General features: G+C 63.3%; 19 protein-coding genes. 11 read left to right on the top strand and 8 right to left on the bottom strand.

Going from position 1 to position 18,745, the window contains the following annotated elements; all coding sequences use genetic code 11:
• Positions 1–94: 94 nt before the first annotated feature.
• Together carB and DT068_RS09595 are read right to left on the bottom strand one after the other, a co-directional pair.
• Positions 95–3,478, bottom strand: a complete 3,384-nt coding sequence (gene carB / locus DT068_RS09590; protein ID WP_119389592.1) for a carbamoyl-phosphate synthase large subunit — start codon at positions 3,476–3,478, stop codon at positions 95–97.
• Between the two features lie 82 nt (positions 3,479–3,560).
• The gene (locus DT068_RS09595) at positions 3,561–4,085 is read right to left on the bottom strand and encodes a hypothetical protein (protein WP_162914107.1); all 525 of its coding nucleotides are present in this window, start codon (positions 4,083–4,085) and stop codon (positions 3,561–3,563) included.
• Positions 4,086–4,323: 238 nt separating this feature from the next.
• On the opposite strand from DT068_RS09595, the gene DT068_RS09600 reads away from it, so the two are divergent.
• Positions 4,324–4,812, top strand: coding sequence for a hypothetical protein (locus DT068_RS09600; RefSeq protein ID WP_162914108.1), 489 nt, complete (start codon positions 4,324–4,326; stop codon positions 4,810–4,812).
• A 22-nt stretch (positions 4,813–4,834) separates the two neighbouring features.
• Here the strand turns inward: DT068_RS09600 and DT068_RS09605 are convergent, their stop codons facing one another.
• A complete protein-coding gene (locus DT068_RS09605) occupies positions 4,835–5,161 on the bottom strand; it encodes a hypothetical protein (protein ID WP_119389595.1) in 327 nt (108 codons plus the stop codon).
• A 147-nt stretch (positions 5,162–5,308) separates the two neighbouring features.
• Here DT068_RS09605 and DT068_RS09610 point away from each other — a divergent pair, with 147 nt between their 5' ends.
• Positions 5,309–5,896: a L,D-transpeptidase gene (locus DT068_RS09610; protein ID WP_119389596.1), complete on the top strand. Its 588-nt coding sequence runs from the start codon at positions 5,309–5,311 to the stop codon at positions 5,894–5,896.
• Between the two features lie 44 nt (positions 5,897–5,940).
• Here DT068_RS09610 and DT068_RS09615 read toward each other — a convergent pair whose 3' ends face one another.
• Positions 5,941–7,383, bottom strand: a complete 1,443-nt coding sequence (locus tag DT068_RS09615) for an aminotransferase-like domain-containing protein (protein ID WP_119389597.1) — start codon at positions 7,381–7,383, stop codon at positions 5,941–5,943.
• An 87-nt stretch (positions 7,384–7,470) separates the two neighbouring features.
• On the opposite strand from DT068_RS09615, the gene DT068_RS09620 reads away from it, so the two are divergent.
• Positions 7,471–8,334, top strand: a complete 864-nt coding sequence (locus tag DT068_RS09620; RefSeq protein ID WP_119389598.1) for a DMT family transporter — start codon at positions 7,471–7,473, stop codon at positions 8,332–8,334.
• Positions 8,335–8,576: 242 nt separating this feature from the next.
• Here the strand turns inward: DT068_RS09620 and DT068_RS09625 are convergent, their stop codons facing one another.
• Positions 8,577–8,777: a hypothetical protein gene (locus DT068_RS09625; protein ID WP_119389599.1), complete on the bottom strand. Its 201-nt coding sequence runs from the start codon at positions 8,775–8,777 to the stop codon at positions 8,577–8,579.
• A 479-nt stretch (positions 8,778–9,256) separates the two neighbouring features.
• Here DT068_RS09625 and DT068_RS09630 point away from each other — a divergent pair, with 479 nt between their 5' ends.
• From DT068_RS09630 to DT068_RS09660, 7 genes are all read left to right on the top strand, one after another.
• On the top strand, positions 9,257–9,847 hold the full coding sequence (locus DT068_RS09630) for a sigma-70 family RNA polymerase sigma factor (protein WP_119389600.1): 591 nt from the start codon (positions 9,257–9,259) through the stop codon (positions 9,845–9,847).
• The gene (locus DT068_RS09635; protein WP_119389601.1) at positions 9,834–10,532 is read left to right on the top strand and encodes an anti-sigma factor; all 699 of its coding nucleotides are present in this window, start codon (positions 9,834–9,836) and stop codon (positions 10,530–10,532) included. The genes DT068_RS09630 and DT068_RS09635 overlap by 14 nt, the downstream gene beginning before the upstream one ends.
• Before the next feature lie 83 nt (positions 10,533–10,615).
• On the top strand, positions 10,616–12,034 hold the full coding sequence (locus DT068_RS09640; RefSeq protein ID WP_119389602.1) for an amidase: 1,419 nt from the start codon (positions 10,616–10,618) through the stop codon (positions 12,032–12,034).
• Between the two features lie 2 nt (positions 12,035–12,036).
• Positions 12,037–12,438: a hypothetical protein gene (locus DT068_RS09645; RefSeq protein WP_119389603.1), complete on the top strand. Its 402-nt coding sequence runs from the start codon at positions 12,037–12,039 to the stop codon at positions 12,436–12,438.
• 74 nt (positions 12,439–12,512) lie between these two features.
• A complete protein-coding gene (locus DT068_RS09650) occupies positions 12,513–13,880 on the top strand; it encodes a PepSY-associated TM helix domain-containing protein (RefSeq protein ID WP_119389604.1) in 1,368 nt (455 codons plus the stop codon).
• Between the two features lie 21 nt (positions 13,881–13,901).
• Entirely contained in the window at positions 13,902–14,384 is a 483-nt protein-coding gene (locus DT068_RS09655; protein WP_119389605.1) for a copper chaperone PCu(A)C, read from the top strand.
• Positions 14,385–14,386: 2 nt separating this feature from the next.
• Positions 14,387–14,989 (top strand): SCO family protein, encoded by a 603-nt coding sequence (locus tag DT068_RS09660; RefSeq protein ID WP_368904593.1) that lies wholly within the window; start codon positions 14,387–14,389, stop codon positions 14,987–14,989.
• On the opposite strand, the gene DT068_RS09665 is transcribed toward DT068_RS09660, so the two are convergent.
• From DT068_RS09665 to carA, 3 genes are read right to left on the bottom strand one after another with little or no spacing between them, the layout of a single operon-like run.
• The gene (locus DT068_RS09665) at positions 14,971–15,966 is read right to left on the bottom strand and encodes a CorA family divalent cation transporter (RefSeq protein WP_119389607.1); all 996 of its coding nucleotides are present in this window, start codon (positions 15,964–15,966) and stop codon (positions 14,971–14,973) included. The two genes, DT068_RS09660 and DT068_RS09665, sit on opposite strands and share 19 nt — an antisense overlap.
• Before the next feature lie 53 nt (positions 15,967–16,019).
• Complete coding sequence (locus DT068_RS09670; protein ID WP_119389608.1) at positions 16,020–16,847, bottom strand: ribonuclease E inhibitor RraB; 828 nt, start codon at positions 16,845–16,847, stop codon at positions 16,020–16,022.
• 5 nt (positions 16,848–16,852) lie between these two features.
• Positions 16,853–18,088 (bottom strand): glutamine-hydrolyzing carbamoyl-phosphate synthase small subunit, encoded by a 1,236-nt coding sequence (gene carA, locus DT068_RS09675; RefSeq protein WP_119389609.1) that lies wholly within the window; start codon positions 18,086–18,088, stop codon positions 16,853–16,855.
• A 115-nt stretch (positions 18,089–18,203) separates the two neighbouring features.
• Between carA and DT068_RS09680 the strand changes: the two genes are divergently transcribed.
• Positions 18,204–18,665, top strand: a complete 462-nt coding sequence (locus DT068_RS09680) for a GatB/YqeY domain-containing protein (RefSeq protein ID WP_119389610.1) — start codon at positions 18,204–18,206, stop codon at positions 18,663–18,665.
• The last annotated feature ends 80 nt before the right edge of the window (positions 18,666–18,745 follow it).

Here is an 18,745-nt window from a genome sequence, read left to right on the forward strand (position 1 = left end):
TATCACGCTCTTCGGATTGCGACGCGCCTAGTGAGCCCAAACGCCGACCCGCCCACCCGCGAAGGGAGGGGCAGCTTCCGGCGCCATCGATCCCTCAATGATAGTCTTGCAGCGGGCGCACGTCGAGGGTGCCCGCCTTCTGGGCGGCGATCGCCTTGGTAACCGCCAGGATACCGGGAAGCGTCGTGTAATGCGGCACTTTCTGGAGGAGGGCGGTCTGGCGGATGGGCTTTGAGTCCGATTCCGACGCCTTGGACTCGGTCGTGTTGAGCACCAGCTGGATCTCGCCGTTCTTCAAGGCGTCGACGACATTGGGCCGGCCCTCCAGCACCTTGTTCACCTTGGCGCAGTCGAGCCCCTTGGCCTCGAGGAAGCGCTGGGTGCCGCCAGTGGCGCAGATGCGGAAGCCGAGATCGATGAGCTTGCGGACCGCCGGCAGGATGCGCGGCTTGTCGGCATCCTTGACCGAGATGAAGACGGTGCCGGCCAGCGGCACACGCATGCCCGCCCCCAGCTGGCTCTTGGCGAAGGCCATGTCATAGCTCTTGTCGAGGCCCATGACCTCGCCGGTCGAGCGCATTTCGGGGCCCAGGAGCACGTCGACACCGGGGAAACGATTGAAGGGGAAAACCGCTTCCTTCACCGCCACGTGACTCAGTTTCTTGTGCTTCAGCCTGAAGCTGGCCAGGCTCTCGCCCGCCATCACGCGGGCGGCGATCTTGGCGACCGGCTCGCCGATCACCTTGGCGACGAAAGGCACGGTGCGGGACGCACGCGGATTGACCTCGAGGATGTAGATGTCGTCGTCCTTGACGGCGAACTGCACATTCATGAGACCGACGACGTTCAGCGCCAGCGCCAGCTGGCGCGCCTGGCTTTCGATCTCGGTGACGATCGGCGCTTTCAGCGAATAGGGCGGCAGCGAGCAGGCGCTGTCGCCCGAATGGATGCCGGCTTCCTCGATATGCTCCATGACGCCGGCGACGAAAACGTCCTTGCCGTCACAGATGGCATCGACATCGACCTCGATGGCATTGGAGAGATAGGAGTCGATGAGGACCGGGCTGTCGCCGGAGACGACCACGGCTTCCGTGATGTAGCGGGCGAGCTGCGCCTCATCGCGCACGATCTCCATGGCGCGCCCGCCCAGCACATAGGACGGGCGGATGACGACCGGGAAGCCGATGGCCCTGGCGATCTTGCAGGCCTCGGCGGCGGAGCGGGCAATGCCGTTCCGCGGCTGGCGCAGCTTGAGCTTCTTGAGCAGTTTGGCGAAGCGGTCGCGGTCCTCGGCGAGGTCGATCGCATCGGGCGTGGTGCCGAGGATGGGCACGCCGGCGCTTTCGAGCGCATGGGCGAGGTTGAGCGGCGTCTGGCCGCCGAACTGGACGATGACGCCTTTCAGGGTGCCGTTCGACTGCTCGGCCGCGATGATCTCCAGCACGTCCTCGGCGGTCAGCGGCTCGAAATAGAGCCGGTCGGAGGTGTCATAGTCGGTCGACACGGTCTCCGGGTTGCAGTTGACCATGATCGATTCATAGCCCGCATCATGCAGCGCGAAGCAGGCATGGCAGCAGCAGTAATCGAACTCGATGCCCTGGCCGATGCGGTTGGGGCCGCCGCCCAGGATGATGATCTTCTGCTTGTCCGAGGGCCGCGCCTCGTTGCCCTGATCGCCGGCAAGGCCTGTCTCATAGGTCGAGTACATATAGGCGGTGGGGGAAGCGAATTCGGCCGCACAGGTGTCGATGCGCTTGAAGACCGGCCTGACGCCGAGCTTGTGGCGATGGGCGCGCACGCGGTCCTCGTTCGAGCGGATGAGCTCGGCCAGGCGGCGGTCGGAGAAGCCCATGGATTTGAGGCGGCGCAGATTGACCGCATCCTTGGGCAGGCCGCGCTCGCGGACCGTCTCTTCCATCTTCACGATGCCGGCGATCTCGCGGATGAACCAGGGATCATATTTGCAGGCGGCGTGGATCTGCTCGACCGTCGAGCCGAGGCGCAGGGCCTGCGCCACTTTCAGGATGCGGTCGGGACGCGGTGCCGCCAGGGCGGCGCGAATGGCGTTCTTGTCGTCATCCTCGCCGATGCCGTCGATCTTCACTTCATTGAGGCCGGTGAGGCCCGTTTCGAGGCCACGCAGCGCCTTCTGCAGCGATTCCTGGAAGGTGCGGCCGATGGCCATGACCTCGCCGACCGATTTCATCGCGGTGGTGAGCGTCGGCTCGGCGCCGGGGAATTTCTCGAAAGCGAAGCGTGGGATCTTGGTGACCACATAATCGATGGTCGGCTCGAAGGAGGCGGGCGTGGCGCCGCCGGTGATGTCATTGGCGAGCTCGTCCAGCGTGTAGCCGATGGCGAGCCGGGCCGCGACCTTGGCGATCGGGAAGCCGGTCGCCTTGGAGGCCAGCGCCGAAGAGCGCGACACGCGCGGGTTCATCTCGATGACGACGAGGCGTCCGTTGTCCGGATTGACGGCGAACTGCACATTGGAGCCGCCGGTCTCGACCCCGATCTCGCGCAAGACCGCGATCGAGGCGTTGCGCATGATCTGATATTCCTTGTCGGTCAAGGTCAGCGCCGGGGCGACGGTGATCGAATCACCCGTATGCACGCCCATCGGGTCGATATTCTCGATCGAGCAGATGATGATGCAGTTGTCGTCGCGGTCGCGCACCACCTCCATCTCATATTCCTTCCAGCCGAGTACCGATTCCTCGATCAGCACTTCGGCGGTGGGGGAGGCATCGAGGCCGCTTTCGACGATGTCGAAGAATTCCTCGCGGTTATAGGCGATGCCGCCGCCGGTGCCGCCCAAGGTGAAGGAGGGGCGGATGATGCAGGGCAAACCGATTTCGAGCATGGCCTCGAAGGCCTCGACGAGCGCGCGGTTGCGGTAGCGCTTGAGGCGCTCGGGCTCCATTGCCGCCCAGTCGCGCTCATAGGCCGCGATATCGCCGCCTTCGGCCTTCAGCCGGTCGATCGCGGCGGCGAAATGCTCGCGGTCGGCTTCCTTGAGCGCCGAGGCATTGGCCAGCATGGATTTGGGCGTCTCGAGGCCGATCTTCTTCATCGCCTCACGGAAGAGCTCGCGGTCCTCGGCCTTGTCGATGACATCGGCCTTGGCGCCGATCATCTCGACGCCGAATTTCTCCAGCACGCCCATGCGGTTGAGGGAAAGGGCGGTATTGAGGGCGGTCTGGCCGCCCATGGTCGGGAGGAGGGCGTCGGGGCGCTCCTTCTCGATGATGCGGGCGACGACTTCGGGCGTGATCGGCTCGATATAGGTGGCATCCGCCAGATCGGGATCGGTCATGATCGTGGCCGGGTTGGAATTGACCAGGACGACGCGATAACCCTCGGCTTTCAGGGCCTTGCAGGCCTGGGTGCCGGAATAGTCGAATTCGCAGGCCTGGCCGATGATGATCGGCCCCGCCCCGATGATGAGGATGGATTTGATATCTGTGCGTTTTGGCATGCGAGGGGGTTCCCTACACGGGGAATCCCGCGAAGCCAAGCGGATTCCTGGGATATGAGCCGTGGCTGAAAACCCGGCAGAATCAGTAGTGTTTTGAGGAGATGAAGCAAAGGGGCGGCGAGCCTTCGCTTTTGTTCTCGTGGGCTACAAGCATCGCGTGACCGAAGGCGGATATGTAGATGGTGGTTTTGGACTGAAGGTCTCCCTCGGGAGCCGAGGAGAAGGCCGTACCGTTCCAGGTGAGTTTCTGCCGGGAGTTCGCTCGAAGTTTTTCCCTGTAGCTCTCGTTCTCCGCCGTGGCGCGGCCGAGGAAGGCGATCATCATCTCCTTGGGGCTGAGGCGTTCGACAAAGATCGCAAAGTCAGGAGGCTGGCTTATTGTCGGCCAGATCCAGACACCTCTATATTTCCTGATGTATCCCGGCAGCTTGCCAACGATCTCGGTTTTGGTGACGAGATCGGCCGGCGCAATCATATCCTCCAGCTTGAACGGAGCAAATTTCCCCAGCGGTCGCGAGATGGCCCATGCGTCCTCATCTACTCCGGGGAAATGGCTTAGGCACCATTCAGGAAGCTTGTTGTCGGCCTCCCGCGAGTGAGTGTCCATGTCGCCATCCTCAGCGCGCGCGGAAGCGCTGCCGGTCCACAGAATAAGGAATAGGGCGATTGTGATGTGGACCAAGTTTCGCAGAACTGAAACGCGAGAAAGGTATCGCATCGGCCATCACCTGAATGATGGCCCAATTCTTTCCCCGCGATAGCGGCCAGATTACGGCGTCGCGGTATAGGCAGACAGATCCAAGTTGGATAAAATCAAGTTTTGGGAAAGAACCAGGGAGCGGAATTTGAAGGGCTTTCGACGACTGGATCGAGTCATCCTCTTTGCCTTGGCTGCGGTGTCCCTAACGCCTGCGGCCGCACAGGCGGATAGCTCTCAACAGTGCGGTGGCATGCCATGCCGATCAAACGGCGTGCCCTATCTCAACGAGAAGGGCGCGATCGTGATCTATCCTGGTGAGCACTTTGTGATCACGTTCGAAACCGAGAATGGCAAGATCGCGAATGCCGTGCCGAATCCGGTTGGCGGACAGCTATCGAATGCCGTCGAGGTGAGGTTCGAGGAGATCGACAGCGGCATGATGCTGACGCTGGAGAGCCACCTGCCCGGTGACATCAAGTACGATGCCAGCATGAAGGTGCCCGATGATCGCCTGGTCTACACAAGCAGTTGCCCGGTTGGCGCTGGCTTGTCGGCTTTCGAGACCTGGCCTCATCCGATCAAGTTCCTGAAGCTGTCCAATTTCCGATATTCGACAGGTGGCGCCTGCGAGTGACATGGCTTCTCGCCTCGCCAGATTACGGCGTCGCGGTTTCCGGCTGATCGGTCTTCGCGGCGACGGTCTGCTCGCGGGTGATGCATTTGATCTGGCGGAAGACCTGCGACCGGTCGGCGGTGCGCAGCCGCTCGAAGGTGAGCGCTTCCGCATAACCGTTGTCGCGGCACCAGGCATCGGCCGAGGGCTTGCCGCAGCTCGCGCGGTCGGACATGCACAGCGCCACCGGCTTGCCGAACACCGCGGGGTTGAAATAGGTGCGCAACGAGCTCTCGGCCTTGGCGGCCGGGATCGACAGGGCGGCAAAGCTCAAAGCGGCAGCAATCAGAATCTTCGAACGGGGGGACATCTTCAGTACTCCAGCGTGACCTATTTGCCACAGAGGCCCAAAATCAGTGCTGAATGGGCCGTTCATCTGCGGTTCACCCTCCGGAAATCTTGACGATGGGTGGAGTTTGCGGCGATCTATAGGAAGGCAATTCCTGGGGGACGGCGCATGTTTCTGAAATCATTGGGTGTTGCGGGAATCGCGGTGGTCGCGAGTGTTGCCCTTGCGGGCCTGCCAGCCAGGGCCGAGCGCGATCTCAATGCCCCGAGAGTGAAGACGAATTTCTCGGTCACCGCCTGGTCCTACAAGGCCAATCCCAAATACAAGCGCAAGGAAGTCGACTATTCCTCGGCCGAGAAGCCGGGCACGATCGTCATCGAGACGCGCAAGCGCTTCCTCTACCTGGTGCTGAATAATGGCAAGGCGTTGCGCTATGGCATCGGCGTCGGCCGCTCAGGCTTCACCTGGAAAGGCACCGAGAAGATCAGCCGCAAGGCCGAGTGGCCCGACTGGCGCCCGCCGGCGGAGATGCTGGAGCGCCAGCCCGAGCTGCCGGAATTCATGGAAGGCGGGCCCAACAATCCGCTGGGCGCCCGCGCACTCTATCTGGGCGGCACGGAATATCGCATCCATGGCACGGCGCAGCCCTGGACCATCGGCCAGGCTGTCTCGTCGGGCTGCATCCGTCTCACCAATGACGATGTCATCGATCTCTATGGCCGCGCCAAGGTGGGCGCCAAGGTCATCGTGAACTAGCGCGCTTCCGGCGAAGTGGATTCACTTCGCCGGAGGGAATCGCGCTAGTTCCTCATTTGGCGCAAATCCTTATCGCCAAAGTCTGCAACTTTGGCAGGATTTGCTTTGAGCGCGCGCTCGAGGACGGCAAACAGACGGTTGCTGCGCGACTGGGCGACATTGAAGCGCATGTAGTTCGCCGCCGATTGCGAGACGCTGAAGACATTGCCGGGCGCCAGCACGACATTGTCGGCAAGGGCGCGCCGCGCGATACCGGCCGAATCGAGGCCGTCCGGGACCTTCATCCACAGGAACATGCCGCCTTTGGGCTCGCTCCACGGCGTGAAGCCCAGCGCCTCGAGGCGCATGCGGGTCTCGCCCATGGCCTGCGCCAGCCTGCGGTTGAGGTGGTCCAGATGCTTGCGATAGAAGCCATCGCTCAGAACCTGGAAGACGAGCTCGGCGGCAAAGGGATCGCTGCCGAAGGAGGTGGCGAGCTTCATGTCGATCAGCCCGTCGATCCAGTCGCGCCGCGCCGCAATGAAGCCCGAGCGCAAGGCGGCCGAAAGCGTCTTCGAATAGCTGCCGATATGGATGACGCGGTCGAGCCCGTCGAAACTGGCGAGGCGCAGGCCGGGCTCGCGCTCGAAATCGGCAAAGATGCCGTCCTCGATGATGGTGAGGCCGTGGGCTTCGGCGAGCTTGAGGAGGCGATGGGCCGCGGTGGGGGCAAGGGTGGCGCCGGTCGGGTTATGGAGCGCCGAATTGGTGATGTAGAGGCGCGGCCGGTGCTCGGCCAGGGCCCTGGCGAAGGCGTCGATGTCAGGCCCCGCCGGCGTATAGGCGACGCCGACGATGCGGGCGCGATGGGCGCGCAGCATGGCGAGGAAGTTGAAATAGCAGGGATCATCGACCAGCACGGTATCGCCCGGCTCAAGCAGATAGCGGCAGAGGAGGTCGATGGCCTGGGTGCCCGAATCGGCGAGCAGGATCTGGTCGGGCGGGGCCTCGATGCCCTGATCGGCAAGCCTTCGCGACAACAGCTGGCGCAAGGGCGCAAGGCCACGCGGCTCGCCATAATCCGTCAGATAGGTGCCGTCCTGGCGGCGGCTCAGCTGGCGCATCGCCCGGCGCAACGCATCCTGCGGCATCCAGGAGGCGGGCAGCCAGCCGCAGCCCGGCTTCAGCATCCGGTCGCCGGCCTCGAGCGACTGGCGCGACACCCATAGGGGATCGATGGCGCGATCGAGCTTGGGGCCGATCTCGGCGAGCGCCAGCGGCGGCAGGGGACCTGATACGAAGAAGCCGGAACCCGGACGCGAGGCGATGGTGCCGTCGGCCACCAGCCGGTCATAGGCCTCGACCACGGTCGATTTGGAGACGCCCAGTGCTGCGGCCGCGGCACGGATCGAGGGCAGCCTGGCACCCGGGGTGAGCACGCGGCCGGCAATGCGCGCGCGCATGGATTGAATGACCTGTTCGACGCGGGAGGTGGGGGCAAAGTCCATCTGTATTGGTCGCAGTATCAGTACAGTTTGCCGATATTGTATCGCTCCGTCTCTGGATGGTCCAGGGCGTTGCGGCCACAAGGGGGCATGGACAGAACTGCCATCGGCTGGATCAACGGTTTTCTCGGCGTGCTCATTTTCTCCGGTTCGCTGCCGGCGACGCGCGCCGCGGTCGCCGATTTCGACCCGGTATTCCTCACCGTCGCGCGCGCCGCGATCGCCGCCGTGCTGGCGGGCGCATTGCTGCTGGCCTTTCGCCAGCGGCGCCCGGGGCGCGAGGATATGGGGTCGCTGGTCATCACCGCCCTGGGTGTCGTGATCGGTTTCCCGCTCCTTACCGCGCTGGCGCTGCAGCACATCACCGCCGCCCATTCGATCGTGTTCATCGGCCTGTTGCCGCTCGCCACCGCCGGCTTCGCGGTGCTGAGAAGCGGCGAGCGGCCGAAGCCCGCCTTCTGGCTCTTCTCGGGGCTCGGCAGCGCGCTGGTGGTGGGCTTTGCCTTAGCCCAGGGCATCACCGCCGCGCCTCTCGGCGATCTCCTGATGCTGGCCGCAGTCATCGTCTGCGGGCTCGGCTATGCCGAAGGGGCGCGGCTGTCGCGCAAGCTCGGCGGCTGGCAGGTGATCTCCTGGGCGCTCGTCATTTCCCTGCCCGTCATGCTGCTGATCGCCGTGTTCGTGTGGCCGCAAAGCCTTGACGGCATCGGCGAGCCGGCCTGGATCGGGCTCGTCTATGTGTCGGTGTTCAGCATGCTGGTCGGCTTCATCTTCTGGTATCGGGGCCTGGCGCAGGGCGGCATCGCGGCGGTCGGCCAGCTGCAGCTCCTGCAGCCTTTCTTCGGCCTCATGCTGGCGGCGTTGCTGCTCAAGGAAAGTGTGAGCCCGGTGATGTTCGCGGTGACGCTCGGCATCGTCGGCTGCGTGGCGGCAGCGAAGCGATTCGCGAGCTAGAGCAAATCCCGCCAAAGTTGTTCGACTTTGGCGATAAGGATTTGCTCTACTTATTAGTTGGCGCGAATCCTTTCGGCGAAGTGATTCCACTTCGCCGGGATGCGCGCTAGCGGAAGAGAAAGAACCGGAGGGCGACCAATACGGTTTTCGAGAGGGGCGTGAATCCGCATCACCGCCCTCCGGCCAGCCCTGGCGAACCAGGGATCGGATGAGAAGTCAGAACGATAAAATTGAAGGACGACTCAGACGCCGATGCAGTCGGCGAGCGTGCAGGGTTCGACCGTCATCTGGGTGCGCACCGGCCAGGCCTGATTCTTGGTCAGGACAGTGATGTTGTTGGCCTGGGAGGCGGCGCTCTTCAGATAGATGCGATTGTCGCTGGCAAAGGCCCCGGCATTCAGCAGCAGGATGGCAAGCAGCGTGGTGGCAATGGCGGTCTTCATGGGGTGGCCCTCTCAAAGGCACTATCGAGTGTTGCACGCACAGTGCCATGGGCTCCCGGAACCCATCCTGAATGCCTCGTTCATCTGCCGTTAATCTGCCTAACTCCTTGTCAGGGCACAAAAAAAGCCCCCTTGCGGGGGCTTTCCAGTTGAGCGGCTCTTCGAGGGGATCGGGGGGACAGTGAGCCGCTGGGGAGGAGAGAATGAGGGTTCCGGAAAGCAGAAACTCGATCTGCGAGAGGGGCGGGTGTTAGACCGTGCAACCGCTTCCCGGAATTGGTGAATTTCGCATCAGCCGCTCGGCGGCTGGATCTGGTCGGTATTTCGTCCTCCGAACTGTCAGTCTTCGATCTTGAAAAGGAGATTAGATGAACGCGCCGTAATCGACCCTGAACACGGCGTTCATCTGCCGTTTAGCTTTCGTGCCGTTACGTCAATCCGGTGCAACCGGACAATGGGGCTGGTCCGTATTGGGAGACATGGCTATGGTGATGACCTTCATGCCTTTTGCTGTGGGGATCATGGACAGCGAACTCAGGCAATTGCTGGCGCAGGTGGCGCAAGGCGACCGGACCGCTTTTGCACGGGTCTATGACCTTGTTTCCGGCCGGCTTTTTGGCGTGATCGGGCGCGTTCTGCCGCGCGCCGAGCTGGCCGAGGACGCGCTCCAGGAGACCTTCGTGCGCATCTGGCAGCGGGCCAAATCCTATGATCCCGCCATTGCGAGCCCCATGGCCTGGATGGCGACCATCGCCCGCAACCAGGCCATCGATCTGAGGCGCCGGTCGGCCGAACGGCTTTCCGCCTCATCGAGCGAGCTCGATGAGACCCTGGCGGACGAATCACCCGATCCCGAATCCCAGGCCGAGCAGGCGGGCGAACTGCGCCGCCTCAGCGACTGCATGGCCGGATTGCCCAGCGAGCGCCAGCAGATGGTGCTGCTCGCCTATCGCCAGGGTTTTACCCGCGAGGAGCTGGCCGAGCGCTTCAAGCGGCCGGTCACCACCGTCAAGACTTTGCTGAGGCGCAGCCTGATCGCGCTCAAGGAGTGTCTCGATGGCACTCGATGAAACCTTGGAGGCGATGGCGGGCGAATATGTGCTGGGCACGCTCTCGGCGTCCGAACGCCTGGAAGCGCAGACGCTCCTGTCGCAGAACACCGAATTCGCCGCTGCCGTCGATCTGTGGAACCGGCGCCTTGCGCCCTTGCTGCTCGCCGCCCGCGCCGTCACCCCTCCGGCGCAGCTGCGCCAGCGCATCCTCGCCAGCGTCGGCCAGGCGTCGGGCTCAGGCAATGTCGTCGATCTCGCCAAGCGCGTGACCTTCTGGCGCGGCTTCTCGCTCGCCGCTTCGGCGGTCGCTGCGGCGCTGGCGCTCTTCATCCTGCTCAGGCCGACGCCGGAAGTGGCGCCCGGCAACTATGTCGCGGTGCTGCAACCGGAGGGACCGGGACCCGCTTTCGTCGCGTCGATCGACCTCAAGGACGGCACGATCAGGGTGAAGCGGCTGGGCAACCAGGCCGAGACCGGCAAGTCCTATGAATTGTGGGCGGTCGGCGGCGGCCGCGCGGCGCCGCAGTCGCTCGGCGTCATCGATGCCAGCCTCAAGATCCCGGCGGGCACGCTCGGCAAGGTCGATCCGGCGACGCTCAACGAAACCGTGTTCGCCATCAGCCTCGAGCCGCAGGGCGGCTCGCCGACTGGTGCCCCCACCGGACCGGTGCTCTATACGGGCAAGCTCGTCGCAACGGAATGAGCTGCGGCCACATAACGCGTCATCAAGAGCATTAAGTTTCAAGCGAAGTTGGTCTAGTGTCGCCAACCTTGATGGGAGGGATCATGGCGGACGACCTCAACTGGCTGAGCGCGGCGAAGCTCGTCAAAGCCTACAGGAAGAAGAAGCTCTCGCCGGTGGAGGTGGCGCGCGCTTGCCTCGACCAGATCGCCCGGCATGACCTGGCGCTCAATGCCATGTGCCTCGTCGATGAGAAATCGGCTCTGAAGCAGGCCAAGGCCAGTGAGGCCCGCTGGCATAAGGGCAGGCCGTGGGGCAGCGTCGATGGCGTGCCGGCGCTGGTCAAGGACCTGATCCTGGTCAAGGGCTGGCCGACGCTGCGCGGCTCGAAGACGGTCGATCGCGATCAGGCCTGGGATCAGGACGGTCCGGCGGTCGCCAGGCTGCGCGAGGAGGGCGCCGTCCTGCTCGGCCTCACCACGACACCCGAATTCGGCTGGAAGGGCGTCACCGATTCACCGCTCACCGGCATCACCCGCAATCCCTGGGACGTGACCAAGACGCCGGGCGGATCATCGGGCGGCTCATCGGCGGCCATTGCCGCGGGCTATGCGCCACTGGCGCTCGGCACCGACGGCGGCGGATCGATCCGCATACCGGCGGGCTTCTCCGGCATTTTCGGGCACAAGCCGTCCTTCGGCCGTGTCCCGGCCTGGCCGCTGTCGCCCTTCGGCACCGTCGCTCATACCGGGCCGATGACGCGCCATGTCGAGGATGCGGCGATCATGATGAATGTCATCGCCAAGCCCGATGCGCGCGACTGGTATTCGCTGCCCTATGACGGGCGCGACTACACCAAGCGGCTCGACCAGGGCATCAAGGGCCTGCGCGTCGCCTATAGTCCGGCGCTGGGCCATGCCGAGGTCGATCCTGAGGTTGCCGCCGCGGTGCAGAAGGCGGTGAAGCTGCTGCGCGCGCTCGGCGCCAAGGTCGACACGGTCGATCCGGGCTTTCCCGATCCCGGACCCATCTTCCGGGTGCTGTGGTGGGCGGGCGCCCGCGCCTTGCTGGGCAAGCTGCCCAAGGAGAAGAAGGCGCTGCTCGATCCGGGGCTTGCCGATGTCGTCAAGCAGTCGATGGAGATCAGCCCTGAAGATTATTTCGATGCGGTCAAGGCGAGGGGCGCGCTCGGCACCCAGATGCGCCTGTTCATGGAGAAATACGATCTCCTGGTGACGCCCACGCTGCCGATCCCCGCCTTCGAGGCCGGCAAATTGTCACCAGTGGATGACGGCACCGGCAAATGGGTGAACTGGACGCCGTTCAGCTATCCCTTCAACCTCACACAGCAGCCAGCGGCGAGCGTGCCCTGTGGCTTCACCAAAGCAGGCCTGCCGATCGGGCTACACATCATCGGGCGCATGTTCGATGATGCGAGCGTCCTTCGCGCGGCCTATGCTTATGAGCAGGCAAGCGACTGGCACAAGCGCCGGCCGCCCCTGGCGCAGGAGAAGAAGGGGTAGCGATGCGGCGAGGAAGCTTCCTCGACGTCTTGCGGCGCGGACGGGCCAGCTGGTCGGTCGCGATCCTCTATCTGCTGCTGTTGCCGGTGGCATTGGGCCTTTTGCCGAAGCCCGAGGCGACGGCGGAATTCCTGCTCCTGCGCGATCTCGCGGGCGCCGAGATCTGCACCATGCCGGGCTCGGCTGAAAGTCCCGGCCAACCGGTCCAGCATCAGCCGGATTGCATGCTCTGCTCGACGGCATGCCCCTATACAGGGTCATTGGCGGCACCACCGCCTGCCGAGGCCTCGGCAGATCCTTATTTTCTCCAGTTTGCCCTCGCCGTGCAGCAGCCGAAGACTTTCGCCCTGCCGGCATCGAGGATTTTCACCTCGGATATCCAGTCGCGCGGGCCACCGGCGTAAACCCAACGCCCTTCCCATCCGTAGTGATCAATGGCGGTGCGTGGCGCTGCCAGCCCGCCGACCTGGAGAACTTCATGTCTGTCGCCGAATTGCCGCAAGAAGCTGCGGCCCCATCCCATGCGCTGCTCTACCGCGCGATATGGCGATGGCACTTCTATGCGGGGCTTCTCGTCCTGCCCTTCCTCATCTCGCTCGCCTTCACCGGCAGCCTCTATCTGTTCAAGGACGAGATCGCTTCCATCGTCTATGCCAAGGAGCTCCATGTTGCGCCGCGCGACGCAGCGCCCTTGCCGCCGTCCGAAATCGTCAGACGCGCGCAAGCGGCCGTTCCGGGGTCGAGCTTCCGCTATGTCCCGCCCGAAGCCGATGACCGCAGCGCCGAAGTCGGCATCGACAGCGAGACGCAAGGAAGGCTGTCGGTCTTCGTCGATCCTTATACAGGCGACGTAACCGGGAGCTTCGCCGATTCGGGATCGGCGCGCACGCCGCTGATGCAGTTCATCAAGAAGATCCACAGCCTCGATTATTTCGGCTGGCTGCCCAACCGCATCATCGAGATCGTCGCCGGCTGGACTCTCATCCTGGTGATCACCGGCTTCTATCTGTGGTGGCCGCGCGGCCAGAAGGGTGGCGTGCTCAGTGTGCGCGCCAGGCCGAAAGCGCGCCTGTTCTGGCGCGATGTGCATGCGGTGACGGGCGCCATCGCCGGCGGGCTCATCTTCTTCCTCGCCATCACCGGACTGCCGTGGTCGGGCTTCTGGGGCGCCAATCTCAACAAATACGCCGATCAATATGGTCTCGGCTATCCGGCGCAATTCTGGAACGACGTGCCGAAATCATCCGAGCATGCCGGACATGCGATGACGCAGACCTCGTGGTCGATGGAGAACATGCCCATGCCGGCGAGCATGGATATTTCGGGTGAGCCCATCGGCATCGACAAGGCCGTCGCCATCTTCGAGGGGCTCGGCATCCGCAAGGGCTACGTCATCGACCTGCCGCAAAGCAAGGACGGCGTCTATTCCGCCTCGATCTTTCCCGACCAGGTCAGGGATGAGCGGGTGATCCATCTCGACCAGTATTCCGGCAAGCCCCTGTTCGATGGCGGCTTCACGGAACTGGGCGCGGCCGGCAAGGCGATCGAATTCGGCATCAGCGTGCATCAGGGCCAGGAATTCGGACGCGTCAACCAGCTGGTGATGTGCGCGGCCTGCCTTTTCATCATCCTCATGGCGGTGTCGGCCATCGTGATGTGGTGGAAGAGGCGGCCCGAAGGCTCGCTCGGCGCCCCCGCCTATCCGGCCGACTACCGCATTCCGCGCACCATCCTCGTCATCGCCTCAGCCATCGGCGTCATCTTTCCGCTGGTCGGGCTGACGCTCGTGATCGCGCTCATTGTCGATGTCATCTTGCCGGCTGCGCTCAAGCAGCGCCTAGCCTGAACCCCAACAGGAACTTTGCCCATGAAACTCATCAAGGAACTCACCGTCGCCGTCGCCCTGACTTGCGCGGCGTTCATCACATCCCTCGCGCAAGCGCATGACTACAAAGCCGGACCTCTCACCATCGAGCATCCCTGGACGCCGCAGCCGCCGGTCGGCGCCAAGGTGGCGGCCGGCTTTCTCAAGATCACCAATGGCGGCGCGCAAGACGACCGGCTGGTCGCGGTCGCCAGCGACATCGCCGGCAAGACGCAGGTCCACGGCATGAAGGTCGAGAAAGGCATCATGACGATGTTCGAGCTCGAAGGTGGCCTGGTGATCCCGGCGGGCGGCACGGTCGAGCTCAAATCCAGATCGAACCATGTGATGTTCATGGATCTGAAGAGCCGGCCAGAAAAAGGGGCCACGTTCAAAGCCACGCTCACCTTCGAGAAAGCCGGCTCCGTCGCCGTCGACTTCAAGGTCGAGGCGATGGGCGGCGACATGGACCATGAGGGGATGTGAGCATGCTCAGGAAAATTCGCATCCTCTTATGGGCACTGGTCGCTGTCGCGATCGCGGGAGGCGGCGCCTATTACTCTCTCGGCCGGCAGTTGCCGACGCCAAGCCTGGCGATCGGCGGGCCGTTCAGGCTTGCGGCATCCACGGGCGACGTGGTCGACAGCGAGAAGCTCAAGGGCCGGCCTTTCGCGGTGTTCTTCGGCTTCACCCATTGCCCGGAAGTGTGCCCGACCACGCTCCATGAAATGTCGAGCGCGCTCGGCAAGCTCGGCGATGACGGCAAGGACCTCAACGTCCTCTTCATCACGGTCGATCCCGAGCGCGACACGATCGAATTCATGAAGAGCTATCTCACGAGCTTCGATCCGCGCATCGTGGGCCTGAGGCCGACGCCGGAGGAGCTGCCGCAGGTCGCCAAAGCGTATCGCGCCTTCTATGAGAAGGTGCCGATGAGCGATGGCGACTATACGATGAACCACACGGCGCTCGTCTATCTCATGGACCGGCAGGGCACGTTCTTCGGCACGCTCGATTATGAGGAGAAGCCGGAAGTGCGGCTCACCAAGCTGCGCCGTCTGCTCAAGGAAGGTCAGTCGCGGTCGAGGTAGCGCAGGAACAGCCAGGTACCGGCGGAGGAAAGCACGGCGGCTACGGTTGCGAACCAGAAGCCGCCCTGCATGCCGGACCAGGGAATGTCCTCGAGGTTCATGCCGAAGAGGCCGCCGACCAGGGTCGGCGGCAGGAACAAAGCGGTGAGGACCGAAAGCCGGTAGAGCTGGCGGTTGGTCTCGGAGGCCAGCTTGGCGTCGATCTCGTCATGGAAGAGCCTGGCGCGCTGCTCGATCTGCTCGAATTCCTGGTCGAGATGGGCGTGAAGGTCGAGAAGCTCGGAGAGATCGGCAGGGAAGGCGGGGGTCGCGCGCGATGCCTCGGCCAGCACGCGCCTGAGGCTGCGCTGCTGGCGATGCAGCATGGCGGCCTCGCGGCGCACGATCACCGCACGCCGGCGCTCGTCGCTCACCCGATCGTCGAGCACACGGTCCTCGATCAGCTCGATCTCGGCGGCAAGATCGTGCAGGACGGATTCGATGCCCTGCGCATAGTGGGAGAAGAAAGCGAGCAGCAATTGCGCCGGCGATTGAACCTGCCTTCCGGCATCGAGCTGGCGGCGGATCAGCTCGGCCGAGCGTACCGGCCTGGCGCGCAAGGTGACGAGCAGGCCTTCGGCGAGAAGGAAATGCAGCCGGCAGGTCTCATGTGTCTCGCCGGCGAAGTCGCGGCGGAGCTCCGCGACGCTGCCCACCGTCTCACGGCCGAAACCGTCGATGGCCTGATAGGCGGGTACGTGCTCGATGAAATCGATGGCCAGCGGAGAGAAGCGGCCGGAACGCGCCAGAAAGCGGGCACAGCGCTGATCGACGAAATTGAGATGCAGCCACAGCCATCCGCCGGCGGGTGTCGCGAGACCGGCGTCGATTTCATTTTCGCGCAGTTTTCTTGCCGTCCCGTCAGAGTCGAAACGATAGGCGCAGACGAAACCCGGGACGGCGTCAGGCGAGACAAGTTGCGATGCAGCATCCAGCATCGCCTTTGAAAGTCATAGCTATGTGACAGTCGTGTGAATGTCGTCTGGTGGCACTATCGGTTGCCGGGAGGTGCTATGACTTCAGTCTCCCAGCCGTCATACTCACAGTTGAATTCGGCACACAGGCCCGCGAGTGTCCGAACATCGTTATCCAGGGTGGAAATCTCAAGGGGTGCGAGGCGCGAGAATAGTATTGGATCTCTGCTAATATCCAGAGATGGCGGTTCAAGCTGGAACCCCAGGGTCTTCAGACGAGTCTCGATCTTCCGGCGATCCTCCGGCGCCACGCCGTAGATGAAATGTCTGGTCTTGCGAGGCGTTATGAGATCGTCGCCCTTTTGGGTGATATACTCGAGAATCCGATGGTTGTCGGCAAGCTGACTTTCCAGGGTCGTCGGGTGCAATGCCTCAATGTCTGATAGTGACGCCGGCCGGAAAGTGGCGCTGACATTCTGGACGGCACCAATGGCTTTCTGAAGAGCGGGCATCATGGTGCGCGATCCACAAAACCAGACAGAGCGAGATCCCTGACCAGTGCGTGCCGCGACAATCTCGCCTCCTGTCGGTTCCACCGCTTTTGTCAGAAGGTCTTCGGCTGAGCGGTAAGCTGCCTGGCCCTCGGCATTGGGCATCCCCTGTTCGGCAAGCTGTGGCGAGGTGAACTGAAACTGCACCAACCAGCACTCTGCGGATGCAGGCACCACCCTTCCTGATGAAATTGCCAGGTTGACGGAGATGATGAAGCCAGAGGGTTCGGCTTCACGCAGATAGACGATCCAGTCTTCCTCGGAGGCTTTCGAGTTTTCGCCCGTCACCGTTCCCGCAATCATGGCGAAGAAGGTCAATATTTTCTGAACGGTCCCTTTGACGCCAGGAACCATCGGCTTCAGCCCTTCGCCTTGTCCATCTGCTCGACGAAGCGCTTGAAGAGATAATGGCTGTCCTGGGGGCCGGGGGACGCTTCCGGGTGATACTGCACCGAGAAGATCGGCTTGCCTTCGACGGCGATGCCGCAATTGGACCCGTCGAACAGCGACACATGGGTCTCGACCACGCCTTGCGGCAGCGTCTCGCGATCGACCGTGAAGCCGTGATTCATCGAGGTGATCTCGACCTTGCCGGTTGTGAAGTCCTTGACCGGATGATTGGCGCCGTGATGGCCCTGATGCATCTTGCGGGTCCTGGCGCCGAGCGCCAGAGCCAGCATCTGATGGCCGAGGCAGATGCCGAAGACGGGCTTGCCGGAAGAGACGAGCTTCTTGATCTCGGGCACGGCATATTCGCCGGTCGCCGCCGGATCGCCCGGGCCGTTCGACAGGAAGATGCCGTCCGGGTCCATGGCGAGAATGTCATCGGCTGCGGCATTGGCCGGCACCACCGTCACCTCGCAGCCCGCGGCGGTGAGGCAGCGCAGGATATTGCGCTTCAAGCCATAGTCGACGGCGACGACCTTGTGGGTGGCGCCATTGCTGCGGCCATAGCCCGATTTACAGTCCCACACCGTCTGGTCCCAGTCCATGCGCTGGGTGAGGGAGACATCCTTGGCGAGATCCATGCCGACAAGGCCCGGCCATTGGGCCGCCATGGCCTTCAGCTTCTTGAGATCAAACTGGCCTCTGGCATGATGGGCGATGACGCCATTGGGCATGCCCTTCTCGCGGATGAGATTGGTGAGCGCCCTTGTGTCGATGCCCGAAAGCCCCACGATGCCGCGCGCTTTCAGCCACTGGCCGAAATGGCGGTGGCTTCTGTAATTGGCGGGGTCGGTGACGGCCGCCTTGACGACGCAGCCGCGCACGCCCGTGCTCGCGGCCAGATTGGCCGTCTCGATGTCGTCGTCATTGGTGCCGACATTGCCGATATGGGGGAAGGTGAAGGTGACGATCTGGCCGGCATAGGAGGGGTCGGTCAGGATCTCCTGATAGCCGGTCATGGCGGTGTTGAAGCAGACCTCGCCCACCGCCTCGCCCTCGGCGCCGAAGCCCTGGCCTTCGATGACCGTGCCGTCGGCGAGGACCAGAAGGCCCGTCACGCGCGGCACATCCCAGTCGGAAAAGGCCGGGCGCGCGGATTTCTTGACCGCCCTCGGTTTCACCGGCCGGGCAGGGGCTTTCTTGGCCATGGACTCATATCTCCTGAATTTGCGTTGTCATATGGAACCGGTCCCCGGCCGTCAAGGTTGCGCCGCCGCCCGTCCCGGCGTATCTCGTGCCCTTTCAGCGGTTAGAGGAAGTTCCATGGGCCTGCGCGATGAGATCAATGACAGCCTGAAAGAGGCGATGAAATCGGGCGACAAAAGGCGCGTCTCGACGCTGCGCCTGGTCAATTCGGCCATCAAGGACCGCGACATCCAGAACCGCACCCAGGGTCCCGATGCCGGCGTCACCGATGCGCAGATCATCGAGCTTCTGGCCAAGATGGTGAAGCAGCGCCAGGAAAGCCTCGAAATCTACGAGAAAGCCGGGCGCGACGAGCTCGCCACCCAGGAGCGCGAGGAAATCGCCATCATCCAGGGCTATATGCCGAAGCAGCTGTCGGACGCTGAAGTGAAATCGGTGATCGCCGCGGTGATCAAGGAGACGGGCGCCACCTCGGTCAAGGACATGGGCAAGGTGATGGGCGCACTCAAGGCCAGGTATTCGGGCCAGATCGACTTCGCCAAAACGGGTGCGGTCATCAAGGGCCTGCTCGGGGCCTGAGGCAAGCCCGCGGAAATTTCACGCGGTGAAAATATAGGAATTATTGCCTTTCAAGGCGGCAAATACAGGGATTTACAGGG

The organism is Taklimakanibacter lacteus (assembly GCA_003576695.1).
Lineage (GTDB): Bacteria > Pseudomonadota > Alphaproteobacteria > Rhizobiales > Aestuariivirgaceae > Taklimakanibacter > Taklimakanibacter lacteus.

Coding starts and splice junctions, on each gene's coding strand:
- carB (WP_119389592.1), bottom strand. CDS start 3,478: ATGCCAAAACGCACAGATATCAAATCCATCCTCATCATCGGGGCGGGG.
- DT068_RS09595 (WP_162914107.1), bottom strand. CDS start 4,085: ATGGACACTCACTCGCGGGAGGCCGACAACAAGCTTCCTGAATGGTGC.
- DT068_RS09605 (WP_119389595.1), bottom strand. CDS start 5,161: ATGTCCCCCCGTTCGAAGATTCTGATTGCTGCCGCTTTGAGCTTTGCC.
- DT068_RS09610 (WP_119389596.1), top strand. CDS start 5,309: ATGTTTCTGAAATCATTGGGTGTTGCGGGAATCGCGGTGGTCGCGAGT.
- DT068_RS09615 (WP_119389597.1), bottom strand. CDS start 7,383: ATGGACTTTGCCCCCACCTCCCGCGTCGAACAGGTCATTCAATCCATG.
- DT068_RS09620 (WP_119389598.1), top strand. CDS start 7,471: ATGGACAGAACTGCCATCGGCTGGATCAACGGTTTTCTCGGCGTGCTC.
- DT068_RS09625 (WP_119389599.1), bottom strand. CDS start 8,777: ATGAAGACCGCCATTGCCACCACGCTGCTTGCCATCCTGCTGCTGAAT.
- DT068_RS09630 (WP_119389600.1), top strand. CDS start 9,257: ATGGCTATGGTGATGACCTTCATGCCTTTTGCTGTGGGGATCATGGAC.
- DT068_RS09635 (WP_119389601.1), top strand. CDS start 9,834: ATGGCACTCGATGAAACCTTGGAGGCGATGGCGGGCGAATATGTGCTG.
- DT068_RS09640 (WP_119389602.1), top strand. CDS start 10,616: ATGGCGGACGACCTCAACTGGCTGAGCGCGGCGAAGCTCGTCAAAGCC.
- DT068_RS09645 (WP_119389603.1), top strand. CDS start 12,037: ATGCGGCGAGGAAGCTTCCTCGACGTCTTGCGGCGCGGACGGGCCAGC.
- DT068_RS09650 (WP_119389604.1), top strand. CDS start 12,513: ATGTCTGTCGCCGAATTGCCGCAAGAAGCTGCGGCCCCATCCCATGCG.
- DT068_RS09655 (WP_119389605.1), top strand. CDS start 13,902: ATGAAACTCATCAAGGAACTCACCGTCGCCGTCGCCCTGACTTGCGCG.
- DT068_RS09660 (WP_368904593.1), top strand. CDS start 14,387: ATGCTCAGGAAAATTCGCATCCTCTTATGGGCACTGGTCGCTGTCGCG.
- DT068_RS09665 (WP_119389607.1), bottom strand. CDS start 15,966: ATGCTGGATGCTGCATCGCAACTTGTCTCGCCTGACGCCGTCCCGGGT.
- DT068_RS09670 (WP_119389608.1), bottom strand. CDS start 16,847: ATGGTTCCTGGCGTCAAAGGGACCGTTCAGAAAATATTGACCTTCTTC.
- carA (WP_119389609.1), bottom strand. CDS start 18,088: ATGGCCAAGAAAGCCCCTGCCCGGCCGGTGAAACCGAGGGCGGTCAAG.
- DT068_RS09680 (WP_119389610.1), top strand. CDS start 18,204: ATGGGCCTGCGCGATGAGATCAATGACAGCCTGAAAGAGGCGATGAAA.